This is a genomic window from Streptomyces sp. AC558_RSS880, from assembly GCF_019049255.1.
Lineage (GTDB): Bacteria > Actinomycetota > Actinomycetes > Streptomycetales > Streptomycetaceae > Streptomyces.
Window position 1 is genome coordinate 254,607 of sequence record NZ_JAGMUJ010000130.1, and the last position, 16,778, is coordinate 271,384.

Annotated in this window: 17 protein-coding genes; 8 read left to right on the plus strand and 9 right to left on the minus strand. The window is 74.0% G+C overall.

What is annotated here, in order from left to right; translation table 11 throughout:
• Positions 1 to 104 precede the first annotated feature (104 nt).
• Both KUM38_RS30770 and KUM38_RS30775 read right to left on the minus strand, forming a co-directional pair.
• The gene (locus KUM38_RS30770; RefSeq protein ID WP_217134199.1) at positions 105 to 2,459 is read right to left on the minus strand and encodes a glycoside hydrolase family 65 protein; all 2,355 of its coding nucleotides are present in this window, start codon (positions 2,457 to 2,459) and stop codon (positions 105 to 107) included.
• On the minus strand, positions 2,456 to 3,193 hold the full coding sequence (locus KUM38_RS30775) for an HAD family phosphatase (protein WP_217134201.1): 738 nt from the start codon (positions 3,191 to 3,193) through the stop codon (positions 2,456 to 2,458). The genes KUM38_RS30770 and KUM38_RS30775 overlap by 4 nt, the downstream gene beginning before the upstream one ends.
• 93 nt (positions 3,194 to 3,286) lie before the next feature.
• On the opposite strand from KUM38_RS30775, the gene KUM38_RS30780 reads away from it, so the two are divergent.
• Entirely contained in the window at positions 3,287 to 3,949 is a 663-nt protein-coding gene (locus KUM38_RS30780; protein WP_217134202.1) for a nucleoside/nucleotide kinase family protein, read from the plus strand.
• Positions 3,950 to 4,047: 98 nt separating this feature from the next.
• Positions 4,048 to 4,575 (plus strand): GNAT family N-acetyltransferase, encoded by a 528-nt coding sequence (locus KUM38_RS30785; RefSeq protein WP_217134203.1) that lies wholly within the window; start codon positions 4,048 to 4,050, stop codon positions 4,573 to 4,575.
• A 258-nt stretch (positions 4,576 to 4,833) separates the two neighbouring features.
• Here the strand turns inward: KUM38_RS30785 and KUM38_RS30790 are convergent, their stop codons facing one another.
• On the minus strand, positions 4,834 to 5,247 hold the full coding sequence (locus tag KUM38_RS30790) for a DUF3662 domain-containing protein (protein WP_217134204.1): 414 nt from the start codon (positions 5,245 to 5,247) through the stop codon (positions 4,834 to 4,836).
• A 47-nt stretch (positions 5,248 to 5,294) separates the two neighbouring features.
• Entirely contained in the window at positions 5,295 to 5,480 is a 186-nt protein-coding gene (locus KUM38_RS30795; RefSeq protein ID WP_217134497.1) for a hypothetical protein, read from the minus strand.
• A gap of 148 nt (positions 5,481 to 5,628) precedes the next feature.
• Between KUM38_RS30795 and KUM38_RS30800 the strand changes: the two genes are divergently transcribed.
• From KUM38_RS30800 to KUM38_RS30810, 3 genes are all read left to right on the plus strand, one after another.
• Positions 5,629 to 6,546 carry a MurR/RpiR family transcriptional regulator gene (locus KUM38_RS30800; RefSeq protein WP_217134205.1) on the plus strand — a complete coding sequence of 306 codons (918 nt, stop codon included), beginning with the start codon at positions 5,629 to 5,631 and terminating at the stop codon, positions 6,544 to 6,546.
• 292 nt (positions 6,547 to 6,838) lie between these two features.
• Positions 6,839 to 7,213, plus strand: coding sequence for a hypothetical protein (locus KUM38_RS30805; protein ID WP_217134206.1), 375 nt, complete (start codon positions 6,839 to 6,841; stop codon positions 7,211 to 7,213).
• 112 nt (positions 7,214 to 7,325) lie between these two features.
• Complete coding sequence (locus KUM38_RS30810) at positions 7,326 to 9,722, plus strand: SpoIIE family protein phosphatase (protein ID WP_217134207.1); 2,397 nt, start codon at positions 7,326 to 7,328, stop codon at positions 9,720 to 9,722.
• 8 nt (positions 9,723 to 9,730) lie between these two features.
• Here the strand turns inward: KUM38_RS30810 and KUM38_RS30815 are convergent, their stop codons facing one another.
• Both KUM38_RS30815 and KUM38_RS30820 read right to left on the minus strand, forming a co-directional pair.
• Positions 9,731 to 10,348, minus strand: a complete 618-nt coding sequence (locus KUM38_RS30815; protein ID WP_217134208.1) for a peptidoglycan-binding protein — start codon at positions 10,346 to 10,348, stop codon at positions 9,731 to 9,733.
• A gap of 74 nt (positions 10,349 to 10,422) precedes the next feature.
• Complete coding sequence (locus KUM38_RS30820; protein ID WP_217134209.1) at positions 10,423 to 11,253, minus strand: hypothetical protein; 831 nt, start codon at positions 11,251 to 11,253, stop codon at positions 10,423 to 10,425.
• A 130-nt stretch (positions 11,254 to 11,383) separates the two neighbouring features.
• Here KUM38_RS30820 and KUM38_RS30825 point away from each other — a divergent pair, with 130 nt between their 5' ends.
• Together KUM38_RS30825 and KUM38_RS30830 are read left to right on the plus strand one after the other, a co-directional pair.
• Positions 11,384 to 12,106 (plus strand): TetR family transcriptional regulator, encoded by a 723-nt coding sequence (locus KUM38_RS30825; RefSeq protein WP_217134211.1) that lies wholly within the window; start codon positions 11,384 to 11,386, stop codon positions 12,104 to 12,106.
• 162 nt (positions 12,107 to 12,268) lie between these two features.
• On the plus strand, positions 12,269 to 12,685 hold the full coding sequence (locus KUM38_RS30830) for a Zn-ribbon domain-containing OB-fold protein (protein ID WP_217134213.1): 417 nt from the start codon (positions 12,269 to 12,271) through the stop codon (positions 12,683 to 12,685).
• A gap of 30 nt (positions 12,686 to 12,715) precedes the next feature.
• Here KUM38_RS30830 and KUM38_RS30835 read toward each other — a convergent pair whose 3' ends face one another.
• From KUM38_RS30835 to KUM38_RS30845, 3 genes are all read right to left on the minus strand, one after another.
• The gene (locus tag KUM38_RS30835; RefSeq protein ID WP_217134216.1) at positions 12,716 to 13,096 is read right to left on the minus strand and encodes a PPOX class F420-dependent oxidoreductase; all 381 of its coding nucleotides are present in this window, start codon (positions 13,094 to 13,096) and stop codon (positions 12,716 to 12,718) included.
• Positions 13,097 to 13,258: 162 nt separating this feature from the next.
• Entirely contained in the window at positions 13,259 to 13,990 is a 732-nt protein-coding gene (locus tag KUM38_RS30840) for a bifunctional 2-polyprenyl-6-hydroxyphenol methylase/3-demethylubiquinol 3-O-methyltransferase UbiG (RefSeq protein ID WP_217134479.1), read from the minus strand.
• Entirely contained in the window at positions 13,983 to 15,182 is a 1,200-nt protein-coding gene (locus KUM38_RS30845) for a MalY/PatB family protein (RefSeq protein ID WP_217134219.1), read from the minus strand. The genes KUM38_RS30840 and KUM38_RS30845 overlap by 8 nt, the downstream gene beginning before the upstream one ends.
• A 201-nt stretch (positions 15,183 to 15,383) precedes the next feature.
• Between KUM38_RS30845 and KUM38_RS30850 the strand changes: the two genes are divergently transcribed.
• Complete coding sequence (locus tag KUM38_RS30850; RefSeq protein ID WP_217134221.1) at positions 15,384 to 16,760, plus strand: S1 family peptidase; 1,377 nt, start codon at positions 15,384 to 15,386, stop codon at positions 16,758 to 16,760.
• Positions 16,761 to 16,778 lie beyond the last annotated feature (18 nt).

Genomic DNA, 16,778 nt, shown 5'->3' on the forward strand with positions numbered 1-16,778 from the left:
CGGGTTCCGGGAAACCGGCGTTCCGGAGATCACCGACAACCTAACCCGCGTGCGACGGGCCCGCAGGACGGGATACGGCCATCCGCCCCGGGGCCCGCCGCCGGTCAGCGCGGGTGCGGGCCCCGGTGCGGGGGCTGCTCGGGCGCCGGGCGGGGCCGGGGCGGCGGGACGGGACGCCCGGCGGGGACGCCCTCGCGCACGGTCAGCTCGGTGCCGTGGTGACGGATGGTCAGCGGCGGCCCGGAACGGAGCGTGTACGTCGCCCGGTCCGCGGTGACCTCCACACGCAGGCACCGGCCGAGGAACCGCAGGGTGAAGGCCAGGCGGCGCAGCCGCGCCGGCAGCCGGGGGGTGAAGCGGAGGCTGCCGTCGTCCCAGCGCATGCCGCCGAACCCGGCGACCAGGGCGGTCCAGGTGCCGGCCAGGGAGGCGATGTGCAGTCCGTCCCGGGTGTTGTGCTCCAGGTCCACGAGGTCCATCAGGGCGGCCTCGGCGGTGTAGGCGTGGGCCAGGTCCAGGTGGCCGGTGCGGGCGGCGAGGACGGCCTGGACGCAGGCCGACAGCGAGGAGTCCCGTACGGTCAGCGGCTCGTAGTAGGCGAAGTTGCGGGCGATCTGCTCCTCGTCGAAGACCTCGTCGAAATAGCCGGCGCAGGTGTGCATCGCCAGCACCAGGTCCGCCTGCTTGATCACTTGTTTGCGGTAGAGGTCGAAGTAGGGGAAGTGCAGCATCAGCGGGTACTGGTCGGCGCGGGTGCCGGCGAAGTCCCAGCGCTGGTAGCGGGTGAAGCCCGCGTGCTGTTCGTGCACGCCGAGTTCGTCGTTGTAGGGGACGTGCACGGCTTCGGCGGCGTCCCGCCAGCCGGCGCTCTCCTCCTCGTCGACGCCGAGGGCCGCCGCGGCGTCGGGGTGGCGTTTGCAGGCGTCGGCGGCGGCCAGCAGGTTCGCCCGGGCCATGAGGTTGGTGTACGTGTTGTCGTCGGCGACGGCGCTGTACTCGTCCGGGCCGGTGACCCCGTCGATGTGGAAGACGCCCCGGTCGTCGTGGTGGCCGAGGGAGCGCCAGAGGCGGGCGGTCTCCACCAGCAGTTCCACGCCGGTGTCACGTTCGAAGTGCTCGTCGCCGGTGGCCTGGACGTACCGCACCACGGCGTCGGCGATGTCGGCGTTGACGTGGAAGGCGGCGGTGCCGGCCGGCCAGTAGGCGGAGCCCTCCGAGCCCTCGATGGTGCGCCAGGGGAACGCGGCCCCGCGCAGGCCGAGTTGGGTGGCGCGCTCGCGGGCGACCGGGAGGGTGCTCTGCCGCCAGCGCAGCGCCTCGGCGGCGGCGTCCGGCACGGTGCAGATCAGCAGGGGCAGCACGAACACCTCGGTGTCCCAGAAGGCGTGACCGTCGTAGCCGGAGCCGGTCAGACCCTTGGCGGGTATCGCGCGCCGTTCGGCGCGGGCCCCTGCCTGCAGGACGTGGAAGAGGGCGAAGCGGACGGCCTGCTGGATCTCCTCGTCGCCGTCGACCTCGACGTCGGCGCGGGCCCAGAAGTCGTCGAGGTAGGCCCGCTGTTCGTCGAGGAGCCCCTGCCAGCCGCTGTGCGCGGCGGCCGCCAGCGCCGCCTCCACCTGGTCGCTCATGGCGGGCCGGGAACGGGCGCCGGACCAGCCGTGGGCGACGAGCTTCTCCACCCGCAGGCGCTGTCCCGGCTCCAGGACGGAGGTCACGGTCAGCCGGGCCACGTCCTCGTTGCTCTCGCAGCCGGTGGTGGTGCGTTCGGGGCCGTCGACGACGTGGTCGGCGGCCACGGCGACGCGCAGGCCGCTGCGCCGGGTGCGGTGCACCAGGCGCAGCCGGTGGTCCTTGGCGAGGTCCTCCTCGGGTTCCAGCGGGGACTTCAGGGCGCGGGCGGCGCGCGGGTCGCCGTCCGGTCCGGGCAGGCTCTCGTTGGCGACCAGTTCGGACTGCACCACGACGCGGGTGCGGCCGTCGACGGGCTCGACCTCGTAGGCGACGGCGGCGACGGCCCGCTGGGTGAGGGAGACCAGACGGGTGGAGCGCACCCGGACCGTGGAGCCGGCCGGGGAGGTCCATTCGCAGACCCGCTCGAGGACGCCCCGGCGCAGGTCCAGGGTCCGCTCGTGGCTGACGAGGCGCCCGTAGCGCAGGTCGAACGGTTCGTCGTCGACCAGCAGCCGGATCACCTTGCCGTTGGTGACGTCGATGACCGTCTGGCCCGACTCCGGGTAGCCGTAGCCGGCTTCGGCGTAGGGCAGCGGGTGCAGTTCGTGGACGCCGTTGAGGTAGGAGCCGGGCAGGCCGTGCGGTTCGCCCTCGTCGAGGTTGCCGCGCCAGCCGACATGGCCGTTGGACAGCGCGAACACCGACTCGCTCTGCGCCAGGACGTCGAGGTCCAGGCTGCGTTCGCGCACGGTCCACGGTTCGACGGCGTACGCCCGCTGTGTGATCACTTCGCACCCCCGAGTTCGGCCAGGTCCGTGACGACCCGGTCGGCGCCGTGCGCGTACAGCGCGTCGGTCTGGCCCACCCGGTCCACGCCGACGACGTATCCGAAGTGCCCGGCGCGGCCCGCGTCCATGCCGGCCAGCGCGTCCTCGAACACGGCGGCCCGGGACGGTTCGACGCCGAGGTCCCGGGCGGCGGCGAGGAAGGTGTCGGGTTCCGGCTTCCCGGGCAGCCCGCGCTCGGCGGCGACCACGCCGTCGATCCGGACGTCGAAGAGGTCCTCGGCGCCGATCGACCGCAGTACGTCACGGCAGTTGGCGCTGGAGGAGACGATCGCGGTGCGCAGTCCGCGGGCGCGGACCGCGGCGAGGTAGCGCAGGGTGCCGTCGTAGGCCTCCACGCCGTCGGTGCGGATCTTCGCCAGCAGCAGTTCGTTCTTGCGGTTGCCGAGGCCGTGCACGGTGCGGGCGTCGGGCGGGTCGCCGGGTTCACCCCCGGGGAGTTCGATGCCGCGGGAGGCGAGGAAGGTGCGGACGCCGTCGGCGCGCGGGCGGCCGTCGACGTACTCGTCGTAGTCGGCGTCGGTGAAGGGCCGGAAGGCGTCGCCGTCCCGTTCGCGGAGGAAGGCGTCGAACATCTCCCTCCAGGCGGCCGCGTGGACGACGGCCGTCTTCGTGACGACGCCGTCGAGGTCGAAGAGGCAGGCGAGGATGTCATCGGGCAGACCCAGATCCGTCATACAGAAGACCGTTCCCCCTACGGCGCCGGACAGTGAGTGGCGCGGGCCACATGGCGGCAGGACTCCGGCGTGCCGGGTGACACACTCTTCCGTGTGGCACCGACCTTCGACGACCTCCTCCGCCGTGCCCGCGCCCTCCCGCGGGGCGGCCGGCGCGCGATCCTCGGCATCGCGGGCAGCCCGGGCGCGGGAAAGTCCACGCTCGCCCGGGAGTTGGTACGGGAGCTGAACGGCACCGGGGAGCCGTGGGTCGCGCAGGTGCCGATGGACGGATTCCATCTCGCCGACGTCGAACTGGACCGCCTCGGCCGCCGCGACCGCAAGGGCGCCCCGGACACCTTCGACGCGGCCGGATACGCGGCGCTGCTGCGGCGGCTGCGCGAGGAGGCGTACGACGACGTCGTGTACGCGCCCGGTTTCGAGCGGACGCTGGAGCAGCCGGTCGCGGGCGCGCTCCCGGTACCGCCGTCCGCCCGGCTGGTGGTGACGGAGGGGAACTACCTGCTGCTGGACACCGGTGCCTGGGCGCGGGTGCGGTCGCAGCTCGACGAGGTGTGGTTCTGCGATCTGGACGAGGAGGAGCGGGTGCGGCGGCTGATCGCCCGGCACGAGGAGTTCGGCAAGAGCCATGAGGAGGCGGTGGCGTGGGTGCTGCGCACGGACGAGCGCAACGCCGCGCTGGTGGCCGCGACACGGGACCTGGCCGACCTCGTGGTGCCGGAGTCCGCCCTGCCGGGTGCGGACACCGGGGCGTAGGACGGCCGGTGGACGGGCGGGTGTCCGGTGCCCGGAGCCGTTCCGGCCCTCGAGACCGGCTGGACGCGGTCCGGCGCGGTGCCGCAGGCTCTCGTCCCATGATCAGAGCAGCCACCGTGCGCGACGTCCCCGAGATCCGCGCGATGATCCGTGAACTCGCCGCCTACGAGAAGGCCGCCGAGCAGGCCCGCGCCACGGAGGAACAGCTCCGCGCGGCCCTGTTCGGCGAGCATCCCGCCGCGTCCGTCCTGATCGCCGAGGACGACGACACCGGCGGCGTCGTGGGGTTCGCGCTGTGGTTCCCGCGCTTCTCGACCTGGACCGGCACCCGCGGGATGCACCTGGAGGACCTCTACGTCCGCCCGCACACCCGGGGTGCCGGACACGGCAGGGCGCTGCTGGCCGCCCTCGCGGCGATCTGCCGGGAGAACGGCTTCGAGCGCTTCGAATGGGTGGTGCTCGACTGGAACGAGCCGGCGATCGCGTTCTACAAGTCGCTCGGCGCGGAACTGCTGGAGGAGTGGACGGTGTGCCGGCTGACCGGTGGCCCGCTGGAGGAACTCGCCGCACAGGCGGTTTCCCCCTCAGGCGGAGGGCCGGTGCGGGAGCAGAGGCCCCTGACCTGAAGGGTCTTGCGGCAGCGGGCCCGCGCGGTCCGGTCGCCGGTGCCGGTGACCGGACCGCGCGGGCGGTGGGATGCCCTCGCGCTACGGGCGTCCGTGCCGCCGGCCCGCGCCGGGTACGGCCCGCCGGGGTGCGCGGGGTGCCGGCGGTGCCGGACTCCGCGGCGGACCGGGCGACCGGCCGGCCGAGTCGACCGAAAGCGCCGCCCGGTCGACGGTGCCGGTCACTCGGTCACGATCTGCCGGCGCCGGCCCGCGCCGTCAGCCGGGCGTCGGCTGCCCCGCGCGCTGGAAGGCGTCGGCGCTCACGTGCGGCATGACGCTGCTCGCCACCCGGAAGCGGCCGTTGGGGACCTCGGCGGACCGGCGGACGTGCACGGCGAGCGGGCCCGCCCATTCGTAGCCGTGGCGCGCGGCGTGCCGGGCCAGCCGGTCGGTGAGCGCCTGTCCCACGCGACTGCCGCGGCGGGTCAGTTCCTCGTGCACGGGTTCGGCGAGCTCCACGTCGTAGGCGTTGGGGACCATCACCCGGCCCGCCCGGCACACCACGGCGTGGCTGTCGCACTCGCGCCGCAGGGCGTCGACGAGTTCGACCGGCTCCCGGCCGGACAGCCGCCTCCACAGCGCTTCCCATCGGTTCTCCAGGGCGTCTTCCAGCGCGCTCAGGGCGCTCATGCTTTCACCTGCTCGAAACGTAGTCGGGGCGGGGGACGGCGGGTGGTCTAGCGTTCCCGGAAGTCGTCGGGCTTGATCTCGGCCTCCTCCAGCGCCTCGCGCATCGTGCGGCCGGTGCCGCCCTGATCGCTCGTCTCCTTGTCCTGCCGCTGCTCGACGATGTCGTCGGTGTCCCGGGTCTTCGGCCGGTTCTCCTCGGGGACGGTCATGTCCGGTGGCTCCTGGTGTGTCATGGGGGTTTCTGCTTCGCTGTGCCGTCGGGTTCCCGCCGGAGGCGCGGATATCCCCGGTGGAGCGGTCCGGTGTGCTCCGGCGAGCGGCCTGGTCACCACGGTGGGTGGGCTATGTTGAACCCTCGTGGGAGACGAAGGAGGCGCACCGGTGCGATCGCCGCAGCAGGCACGCGCACAGGCATCCGCGATCACCTCGGGGAAGGCGGGCCAGGACCCGGAGGTGTCCCCGACGGCCCAGCTCCGCACGCTGTTCGACCGGCCCCGGCTCTCCCCCGGCCAGCGGCGCATCGCCCAGTACCTGATCGAGCACATCGCCGAGGCGGCGTTCCTGTCGATCACGGATCTCGCGGACCGGGCCGGGGTGAGCCAGCCCTCGGTGACCCGGTTCGCCTCGGCGGTCGGCTTCAGCGGTTACCCCGCGCTGCGGGAGAAGCTCCAGTCGATCACGCTCGGCACCCGCTCCGCCGGCCCCGCCGAGGAGTTCCGGGGCAACGAGCTGCAGGCGGCGGTGGATGCCGAGATCGAGAACCTGGAGAACCTGCGGCGGGACTTCGCCGACGCCGACCGGTTCATCGAGGTCGGCCGCCGGCTGTCCGCGTCCACTCCGCTCACCGTCCTCGGGCTGCGCATCTCCGTCTCCCTGGCCGAGTACTTCGCCTACGCCGCCCGCCGTGTCCACCCGGACGTACGGCTCGTGACGCTGGGCGGCAGCGTCGCCTACGACGCGCTGCTGCAGTCGCGGGAAGCGGGCGGCACCTGGGTGCTGGCGTTCTCCATGCCGCGGCACGCCCAGGAGACCCTGACCGCGGTGCGGGTCGCCCGCAGCGCCGGGCTGAAGGTCGCGCTGATCACCGATCTGGCGCTGGGCCCGATCGTGGACGAGGCCGACGTCACCTTCGCCACCGGCACCGGGTCACGGCTGGTGTTCGACTCCTACGCCGCCCCGGGCGTGATGTGCGCGGCGCTGCTGCAGGCCATGACGGACGCGGATCCGGAGCGGACGCAGGCCCGGCTCGACGAGTACGAGCACGTCGCCGACGAACACCAGTTCTTCCTCAGGGACTGACTCCGGCGGGCGCACCGCACGGGAGACGCCCCCATCGAAGCGCGCATGAATGTTTTCATACGCCTTGCAAACCAGATGGCATATATAAATACTGCTCACGGATCACGGCCCGGCCGCCCAGCACCGGGCACCTGCACGAACACCCGAAGCCGTCGGCTCCTACCCGCTCCGGCGGCCGGGGTGTTCGGCCGGGCATCCCCTGCCCGGCCACCCGCGGCGGCTCCGGTCATCCCCTAGGCCGGAGCCGCCCCACTCCGTCGTCCACCCGTGCGACGCCGTACACCCGGAAGCGATGATCATGCCCTTGACGACCACGCGACTCGGTCCCGACTGGCCCTGCCAGGTCAAGACCCCCGGCAGCTACGACTGGGAGCGCTCGGCGGCCAAGTGGCTGCGCGAGCTGGTGCCCGCGCGCTACGCGAGCTACCCGGCGTTCGTCCGGCACCCCGTCCTGCTGGCCCGGCACGCCCAGATCCAGGTCGAGCACGAGATCCGGGTGGCCCGCACCGCCCTGCAGACCGCCCGGGCCGACCTGCCCCGGGCAGGACTGCGCGAAGGGGTCATCGAGCACACGATCAAGCTCTACGCGGCCGAGGTCACACAGCTCCAGCACATCGCCCGCAGCGTACGGGCGGTCACCCGGGCCCTGGCCGAATCCGGCCGCTGACCGCGCTCCCCGCCGGGCGCACACGTCACGACCCCTGGTCCGGGCCGCCCGCGGATCCCGGGCGAACTAGCCGGTCAACGAACCCGGAGACGTGTGCGATGCTCGTCGCGTGATGAGGGAACCTGTTGTCCCGGTGGAGCCCGGAACCGCGCCCGACCTGGTGGAACTGGCCAGGGTCGTCGCCCAGCAGCGTGCCGAGATGGACCGGCTGCGCGAGCAGGCCGCGACCTCGGCCGTCGTGGAGCGGGCCAAGGGCGTCGTGATGGCGCTGAGCGGGTGCTCCGCCGACACCGCCGGCGAGACGCTGCTCCAGCGTGCCAAGGCGGCCCGCCGCACCCTGCTGGAGGAGTGCTGGATCACCCTGGGGGAACTGGCGCCCGCCCGGTCCGCTGAGCCGTCCGCACGGCCGGCCGGGGACACCGGGGACACGACGGCCGGCTTCCCCGAGGCCGACCCGCCGGCGGCCCCCTCGACCCCCGACGACGTCGCCGACGCCCTGAGCCGCCTCGCCCGGGTCCTCGTACACATCGACACCTCCCAGGAGCTGGCCCGGTGCCTGCTGGAACACCTCGGGCAGGACCTGGCCGCGGACTCGGTCATGATCTACGCCCGCCGGACCGACGGCAGCCTGGAACTGCTCGGGCACGCCGGGATCGACGAACGGCTGGCCGCCCGGTGGCGTCAGGTGCCCCCCTTCAGCGGGGTGGCCGTACTGGACGCCCTCGAGTCCGGTGAGCCTCTCTGGCTGGAGGACTTCGCCGAGGACAGCACGCGGTACCTGCTGATCGGTGACCCGCCCGAGCGATGGCGCTCGCGCGCCTGGCTGCCGCTGCCCGGCGGGGAGGCCCCCGGGATCTGCGTCGGTGTGCTGCGCGGGCGCTCCGGCCCCTTCACCCCGCGCGACCGCGCCCATCTGCGCGGAGTGGTCCGGCTCTGCGCCGGCCGGCTGCGTACGTTCGCCGCCCCGTCCGAGCCCGTGGCCGACCCTCTCCCGGACGCCGTACGGGCGCTCTTCGCGGCGCTGCCGGTCCCGGCGATGCTGCTGACCCCGCTGCGCGGCCCGTCCGGCGGGACCGAGGACTTCCGGGTCGACGCCGTGACGGCGCAGGCGGTCGACATCCTGGGCGGCACCGGGGGCGATCCGGCCGGGCGGCGGCTGCGGGAGGTGCGGCCCGACCTCGCGGACACCCCGGTGTGGCAGGGCTGCCTGGACACCCTGGCCGACGGGGGGACGTACGAGAGCGAGCCGTTCGCCCATCAGGAGGTCGTGGACGGCGTCACCGAGCTGGCCACGTACTCCGTACGGGTGACTCGGCCGACGGACGCGCTGGTCGTCACCTGGGTCCGGCACGACTCCTCCGACCGGCAGGAGCAGCGGCTCGCCGACCTGCAGCGGCTGGGCAACCTCGGCTGGGCCAGCTGGAACCTGACCACGTCCGAGGCGTCCTGGTCGTCGCAGGTCTTCGCGATCCTCGACCGGGACCCGGCGGACGGGCCCGTCCGGCTCGTCGACCTCCCCGGACTCGCGGTGCCCGAGGACCGGTCCGCGCTGAGCGGCGCCGTCGACGCCCTGATACATCAAGGGCTGCCGTTGGACGCCCCGTTCCGGGTCCGCGGCGCGCGCGGGGTCCGGCATCTGCGGCTCGCCGCGGAGGCGGTGGCCGACCTGCGCGGCACGCCCGTCGAGGTGCACGGCTTCGTGCAGGACCTGACCGCGCGGCGGCGGGCCGAGCTCGCCCTGGTGGAGACCGAGCGGACCATCCTCACCCAGCACGACGTGCTCCAGGCCGAACGGTCCCTGGTCGCCCGGCTGCAGAACGCCCTGCTGCCGCTGCCCGAGCGGGCGGTGAACCTGGCCGGGCTGCGCGTCGAGGTCGCCTACCTTCCCGCCCAGGCCGGCATACACGTCGGCGGTGACTGGTTCAGTGCCATCGAACTGCCCGACGGCGACGCCCTGTTCGTCGTCGGCGATGTCGCCGGGCACGGGGTGGGCGCCGTCGCCACCATGGCCCAGCTGCGGTTCACCGCCAAGGGCATGGTCATCACCGGGTCCTCGCTGACCGGCGCGCTCGCCCGGCTCAACACCCTGCTGCTGCACTCCCGGGACAGCCACGGCACCGCGACCATGGTGCTGGCCCGCTACCGGCCGGCGCAGCGGCGCCTGGTCTGGGCCCAGGCGGGACACACCCCGCCCCTGCTGCTGCGCGACGGCGAGGTGACGTATCTGCGCCGGCCCAGCGGCATGCTGCTCGGCGGTGCCTCCGGGCCGCACTTCGAGGAGGCCGAGTGCCTCCTCGAACCCGGCGACCGGGTGCTGCTCTACACGGACGGTCTGGTGGAGCGGCCCCCGGAGAACATCGACGTGGGCCTCGCTCGTCTCGCCGCGGCCGTGGCGGCCCACCCCGGCGACGAGACCGGGTCCCTGGGGGTGCTGCTGGAGACGATGCTGGAGGGCGAACGCCGCGACGACGTGTGCGTGCTGGACATCCGGGTGCCGAAGGAACGGTAGCCACCGGATCAGTCGTCCGGCCGGCCGGTGCGGGACTCCAGCGCGAGGCGGGTGTCGTCGCCGTAGACGCCGGTCTCGTCGCCCCGGATGCCGTACCAGAGCTGGAAGCGGGCGACGGCGGCGGAGAGGGTGGCGTCGTAGCGGCCGTCGGTGGTGCCGGACCGGTAGACGTCCGGGATGCGCAGCAGCCGCTCCTGGAGTTCGGTCACCCCCGGGCCCGAGTCGCCCTCGCGGAGGAATCCCCGCTCGGCGGGGGCGGGCGGGGCCGGGGTGACGGGGGCGGTCGTGGACGGCCTCGGACCGGGTGCCGCGCGGTCGTCGGCGTCGCGTTCCGTGAGCAGGAGCGCGCCACCGAAGCCCGCCACCGCGGCGGCGGCCACGGCGAGCGCGAGGGCGGTGCGGCGGATCCCGGAGGGGTGCCGGGCCGCGGGTACGGGCGGGAGTTCCTGCGTCCGGTCCTCGGCTCCGGCGGGCGGCCGGGGCACCGGCTCGTACCCGCCCCGCTCCTCCCGCTCGAACTCCCGGAACAGCTCGGCGAGTGCGTCGGTGCGACGCGGGCGCAGGACGCGGACGGGTTCGAGGGGCGGTCCGTCGTGCGGCCGTCCCGGCCCGGACGGTGTCGTCACGTCGCTCTCCTTCCGTGCCGCGGGGGGAGTCGATCCGCCTGCGCAGAGAGATACGTGACGAAGGGGCCCCGGGTTCAGGCGTCGTGGAGGAAGCGGCGCAGGGACGCCGTCACGGCGGACACGAACGCCTCCCGGCCGGTGTCGTCGAGGGCGTCGAGGGACAGGTAGGGGTTGAGGTCCTCCAGTTCGACCAGCAGCAGTTCGCCGCCCGGCGCGCGGCAGGCGTCGACGCGCTGGATGCCGTGGTCGAGGGTGTTCCAGTCGATGAAGCCCCGGGCGAAGTCCAGGTCGTCCCGGGTGGGTTCGTACGGCTCCAGCTGCCAGCGGCGCCCGGTGTGCGGGGCGTACAGGGCGTACTGGAAGTCGTGGTCGACGAAGTAGAAGGAGACCTCGTAGGCGAAGTCGATGTGCGGCTGCACCAGGACGTCCCCGTCGATGTGGCCGCGTACCTCGTCCGCGGGGACGACGCGCAGGCCCATGGAGTCGGCGCCGAGCCGGGGCTTGACCACGTACCGCTGCGTCCCGGGCAGCCGGTGCAGGTCCTCCGGCCGGTCGACGGTGGGGATCACCGGGCGGCCGGCGGCGGTCAGGTCGAGCAGGTACCGCTTGCCGGCCATGTCGCCCCTGCCGGTGAGCGGGTTGTAGACCGGTGTGCCGGTCGCGGTGGCGTGCTCGCGGAAGGCCTCGTAGGCGTCCTGGTACTCCAGTACGGGACCGCTGTTGCGGACCACGACGGCGTCGAAGCCGTCCATCAGGGCGACGGCGTCCCGCGGATGGCACAGGGCGAGGTCGAGGTGCTCGCGCAGCCGGGAGGTGAGGAAGACGTCCTCGTCGCCGTAGCGGCGTCCGCGGGCCGGGTAGGCCAGGTCGGTGACGTACAGGACGCGGGGACGGACGGGCGGCATACGGGCTCCTCGGGGACGGCGGTGGCTCGATCATAGGAACGGCCTGGGCTTACCGCCTCGGCGGCACCGGGTTCCGCCCCCGGCGTGCACCGAGTGCCGTCGACGTCCCTCCCGGGGCTACGTTCCGTGCATGGGCTCCAGCAGCGCGGCTCCCGGCCGCGGGGACGGGGCCGAGAGGCCGCCGATGCGGGACGCCCTGGTCGCGGCGGCGTTCCGGCTGTTCCTGGAGCGGGGCTACGAACAGACCACGGTCGACGACGTCGTGGCGCTCGCCGGGGTGGGCCGGCGGTCCTTCTTCCGCTACTTCCCGTCCGAGGAGGACGTGGTCTTCCCCGACCACGAGCGGTGCCTGGCCGACATGACGGCCTTCCTGACGGCGGGCTCCGACGACGACGATCCGGTGCGCAGGGTCTGCGACGCGGCCCGGCTGGTGCTGCTGATGTACGCCGAGAACCCGGCGTTCTCCGTGCAGCGCCACCGCCTCACCAAGAGCGTGCCCGGGCTGCGGGCGTACGAGTTGTCCGTGGTCCGGCGGTACGAGCGGGCGCTGGCCGGATACCTGCGGGCGCGCTTCACCGGTCTGCGGAACGGCGCCCTCCGCGCCGATGTGATCGCGGCGGCGGTGGTCGCCGCGCACAACAACGCGCTGCGCTCCTGGCTGCGTTCGGACGGGAAGGGGGACGCGGAGGCCGCGGTGGACCACGCGCTGGGGCATGTGCGGGCCGCGTTCGGTGCCGGGCCCGTCGCCGCGGCGGGCGAGGGGCCCGAGGACGTGGTGGTGGTCGTCTCCCGGCGCGGGACACCGCTGTGGCGGGTGGTGCGGGAACTGGAGACCGCGCTCGGGCGCGGGTGACCCGGCGCGGACGCCCGCCCGCATGCGAGGGTACGGAGTGCCTTTACGAGTGGCACTGAGTGCCATACCCTGTGGCTGTGCACGGTGGCACGGCGCACCGGCACGCGCGTGCCGGGTGACCGCGCACGCGGGATTCCGGCCGAGTGCAGGGAGTTGACCAGCGTGTACCACCACTCAGGAAGCGTCGCTCAGCAGGCAGTCGGCTCCGCGACGGGCGTCCTCGACCCCCAGGGCAAGGGCCAGGCGGAGGCCATGCTCTTCCAGCGCTGCACCTGGTGCGGCACCACCATGTACCACCGGCTGCTCTGCCCGGTCTGCCAGGGCAGCGACCTGCGCACGGAGCGCAGCGAGGGCGTCGGGACGGTCCGCCACTCCACGGTGCTGCACCGCAACACCCCGGCGGCCCGCAATATATCCCTGATCGAGATGGCCGAGGGATTCGTGGTGCGCGGCCGGGTCATGGGGCCGCCCATCGGCATCCACAGCGGCGACCGGGTACGGCTGTCGACGGCCAAGGACCCGGTGCGCGGCGAGCCGGTCTTCCAGCTGGTGGACGAGCCGTTCCGGGCCTGGACCTGACGGGCCGCCGGGCACGGCCCGGCACGCGGCTCAGAGGGTGATGCGGATCCCGACCGTGCCGTCCGTGCCCCGGCGAAGACGACTGCCCAGGAGGGTCAGCCGGCCCACGAGGCCGTACTTGCGGGCGAGCAGCTTCCGGTAACGGGCCGTGGTCGCAGGGTCGCAGATCTCCGCCGTGGCGGGGACCTGGTCACCGGTCGGGTTGCCGCGTACGTCGCAGGGGCCGACGAGGACGTCGCCGCGGGCGCGGATCCGCTTCACCTTCCACGAGTCGGCGACGGTCCACACCCCGAGCGCGTCGCCGTCCCGCACCACCCACACCGGTGTGGCGACGGGTGTGCCGTTCTTGCGGTAGCTGGTGACCAGCAGGTACTTCCCCGTACCCAGCCGGTCCCTCGACGTGTCGTCCATGCGGGGAAGTCTAAGCAGGTCCGGCGAGGTCCGCTGTGGTTCGGCGGCGCCCTGAAGGGGCGCGGGACCGTACCGACGTGCGGCTGCCGCCGCGTGGGCGCGACCGGCCACGACGGCGCCGCAGCCGATCGACGGCACATCGCCGTACCTCCAGCGGAGCGCTCAGGCGTCCGGGCGGCGTGCGACGAAGACGAACTCCCGGCCCGGGCGGTCGGGGGCGTCCCGCACCTCCTCCACCGTGAAGCCGTGCCCGGCGAGGTCCGCCTCGACCTCCTCCCGCTCGCGGAAGCGCAGCGTCGAGTCCGAGGTCAGCACCGCACCGTCCGCGGCGAACACGTAGGTGGTGCGGAACGTCACCAGCGGGCCGTCCACCTCGGTCACCTGGTGCCGACTCTCGACCGTGCCGACGCCGGGTACGTCGGCCCTGTGGTACGACTCCTCCCGGGTCCATCCCTCCCAGGCCCTTCGGGCCGGATCGCGGGTCTCGAACACCAGGCGTCCCCCGGGCCGCAGTGCCGCGTGGGCGCCCCGCAGGGTGCCGTGCCAGGCGCCGGGACCGGCGACGGCCTGGGCGACGTTCGCCGTCATGGTCGCCAGATCGGCCCGCAGCGGCGGCAGCACGGTCGCGTCGCCCTCGATCCAGCGGACCCGTGCGGCGCCCGGCTTGCCCCGCGCCACGTCGAGGGACGCCCGGGCCGGGTCGACGCCGACGACCTCGATCCCCCGGCCGGCCAGGAGCAGGGCGAACACCCCTGTTCCGCAGCCGATGTCCAGCACCCGCCGGGCACCGAACTCCTCCGCCATGTCGAGGTAGGCGTCGAGGTCACCGCGGTCGGGGTCGAGCGGGTCGTAGACCGCGGCGAGCCGCGGGTGGCCGTAGCACTCGTCAGCCACGGGCACCGCCCGCGCGCTCCACGGCGTCCGCCATCCGCCGCACCGCCTCCTCGAGCACCTCGGGCGAGGCGGCGAGGTTCAGCCGGGCGTGGCCCGCTCCTCCCGTGCCGAAGGGCAGACCGGAGTTGAGGGCCACGCGGCCGTGCCGGAGGAAGGTGTCGGCGGGGTCGTCGCCGAGGCCGAGGGCACGGCAGTCCAGCCAGGCGAGGTAGGTGGCGTCGCCCGGCCGGTAGCGGATCGCCGGCAGCCGCTCGGCCAGGAGGTCCGCGAGCAGCCGGCGGTTGGTGTCGAGGCCGGCGAGCAGGGCGTCCAGCCACGCGGTGCCGTCGCGCAGGGCGGCGGTGTGGGCGAGGACGCCGACGTGGCTCGGGCCGTGGCCGACCTCCTCGGGCATCCGCGCCAGGTCGCCTGCGGCCTCGGGCCCCGCGACGGCGAGGGCCGCCTTGAGCCCGGCCAGGTTCCACGCCTTCGACGCCGACATCAGCGACAGGCCGCGCTCGCCGCCCGGCACGCTCAGGTACGGCACGAAGCGTGTGTCGCCGACGGTCAGCGGGGCGTGGATCTCGTCGGCGACGACGCGTACGCCGTACCGCTCGGCGAGGGCGGCGACGGCGGACAGCTCGTCGGCGGTGTGCACGGTGCCGGTGGGGTTGTGCGGGCTGCACAGCAGGTAGGCGGCGCGCCGTCGGCCGGCCGTCACCCGCCGGAAGACGTCCTCCAGGACGTCGGGGTCGATCCGCGCGTCCGCGCCCAGCGGGGCCTCGGCCACCCGGCGGTCCATGTGCCCGACGAAATCGTAGAACGGCGGGTACACCGGTGAGTTCACCACCACCGCGTCCCCGTACCCGGTGACCAGTTTCAGCATCTCGACCACGCCCAGCATGACGTCGGGCACGATCGCGGTGCGCTCCACGGCGATTCCGTCCCAGTCCCACCGCTTGTCCGCGAAGGCGGCCAGCGCCTCCGCGTAGGCGGTGCCGGCGGGATAGCCGGTGTCGCCGAGCTCCATCGCCCCGGTGACGGCGCGGACGACCGGCTCGGCCAGGGGGACGTCCATCTCGGCCACCCACAGGGGCAGGACGTCCTCGGGGTAGGTGCGCCATTTCATGCTGGTGCGGCGGCGCAGGCGGTCCAGGTCGAGGGCGTGCAGCGGATTCGGTTCACCGGACGTCTCGTGCGGGATCCTGGTCATGGGCCCACGATAAACAGCCGTGGTGCGCGTGGGCACCGGGACGACGGGGCGCCTCCCGCCTCCCGCCTCCCGCCTCCCGCCGGACGGGATCGCGTCCGGGCTGAACACGCCGGGCCGCGGACCCGTATGGGAAGGGGGCCTTCGACTCAGGGGAGGCTCCCGCGGTGTGCGCACCGCGCCGCTGAGGTTCGGGAGCCACGCATGAGGCACGCACGACGACGGGCCGTCCGGCGAGTGACACGGCTGGCGGCCGTCGGCGGACTCCTCCTGGGGGCCACGATGGTCACCCACGCCGTCGCCAGTGAGCCCCGCGCGCCCGGCGCGGTCCCGTTCGCCACCGCCGGGGATGCGGCGGCCGGACCGGGGGCCGACCTGGTGGCGAGACTCGGCACGTCCCGTACGGCGGGCAGCTGGATCGCCGACGACGGCAAGACGGTGGTCGCGGTCACCGACGAGGAGGCGGCGGCCGAGGTGCGCGCGGCCGGCGCCGAGCCGAAGCTGGTGCGGCACAGCATGGACGACCTCAAGTCCGCGGCCGAAACGCTGGGTTCGGCGCCGCGCGTGCCCGGGACGGCGTGGGCCATGGACTACCGGACCAACGAGGTGGTGGTCCGGGGCGACAGCACGGTGTCGGCGGACGACTGGTCCGAGCTGACCGAAGTGGCGGACGGCATCGGCGGTTTCGTCCGCATGGAGCGGAGCGGGGGCACCTTCACCACCCGGCTCAACGGGGCGCGGCCCATCCTGTCGACGGCCGGCCGCTGTTCGGCGGGCTTCAACGTGACCGACGGGAAGCGGGAGTTCATCCTCACGGCCGGGCACTGCGGGCCCGACGGGTCGGTGTGGTTCGCCGACGGCCAGGGCAGGCAGGAGGTCGGGACGACGGTCGGCGGCAGCTTCCCCGGGGACGACTACTCGCTGATCGAGTACGCCGGCGGCCGGGCCGGCGAGGGCGCCGGTGTGGTGGCCGTCGGCGACGGCAAGGGCGTACGGATCACGGGGGTGGCGGATCCGGCGGTGGGCCAGCGGGTGTTCCGCAGCGGCAGCACCAGCGGGCTGCGGGACGGTGAGGTGACCGCGCTCAACGCCACGGTGAACTATCCCGAGGGCACGGTCAGCGGTCTCATCGAGTCGAACGTCTGCGCCGAACCCGGGGACAGCGGTGGTCCGATGTTCTCCGAGGGCATCGCGCTCGGTGTCACGTCGGGCGGCAGCGGCGACTGCCGGTCGGGCGGCACGACGTACTTCCAGCCGGTGACGAAGGCGCTGGCGCGGCTCGGCGTACGGCTCATCGTGGCGCCCGGGGCCGACGGGGGTGCGGCGGCGCCCTCCCCCGCTCCGTCGGACGCGCGGGGCGCGGCGGCTCCGGACGCCGCCTCGCCGGGGCCGTCGACTCCGGTGCGGGGCATCCTCCCGGACGCGTCGACACTGCTGTCCCGGCTGGCCGACCCCCGCAACGTCGGTCCCGGGCTGCTGGTGATCGCGGGCAGCCTGGTCGCCCTGGTGGCGTCGCGCTGGATACGCGCGGAGCAGGACCGCAAGGCGTACCGGCGTCACTACTCGGCGACATGGGGCTGAGCGGACGGCGGGTCCGGA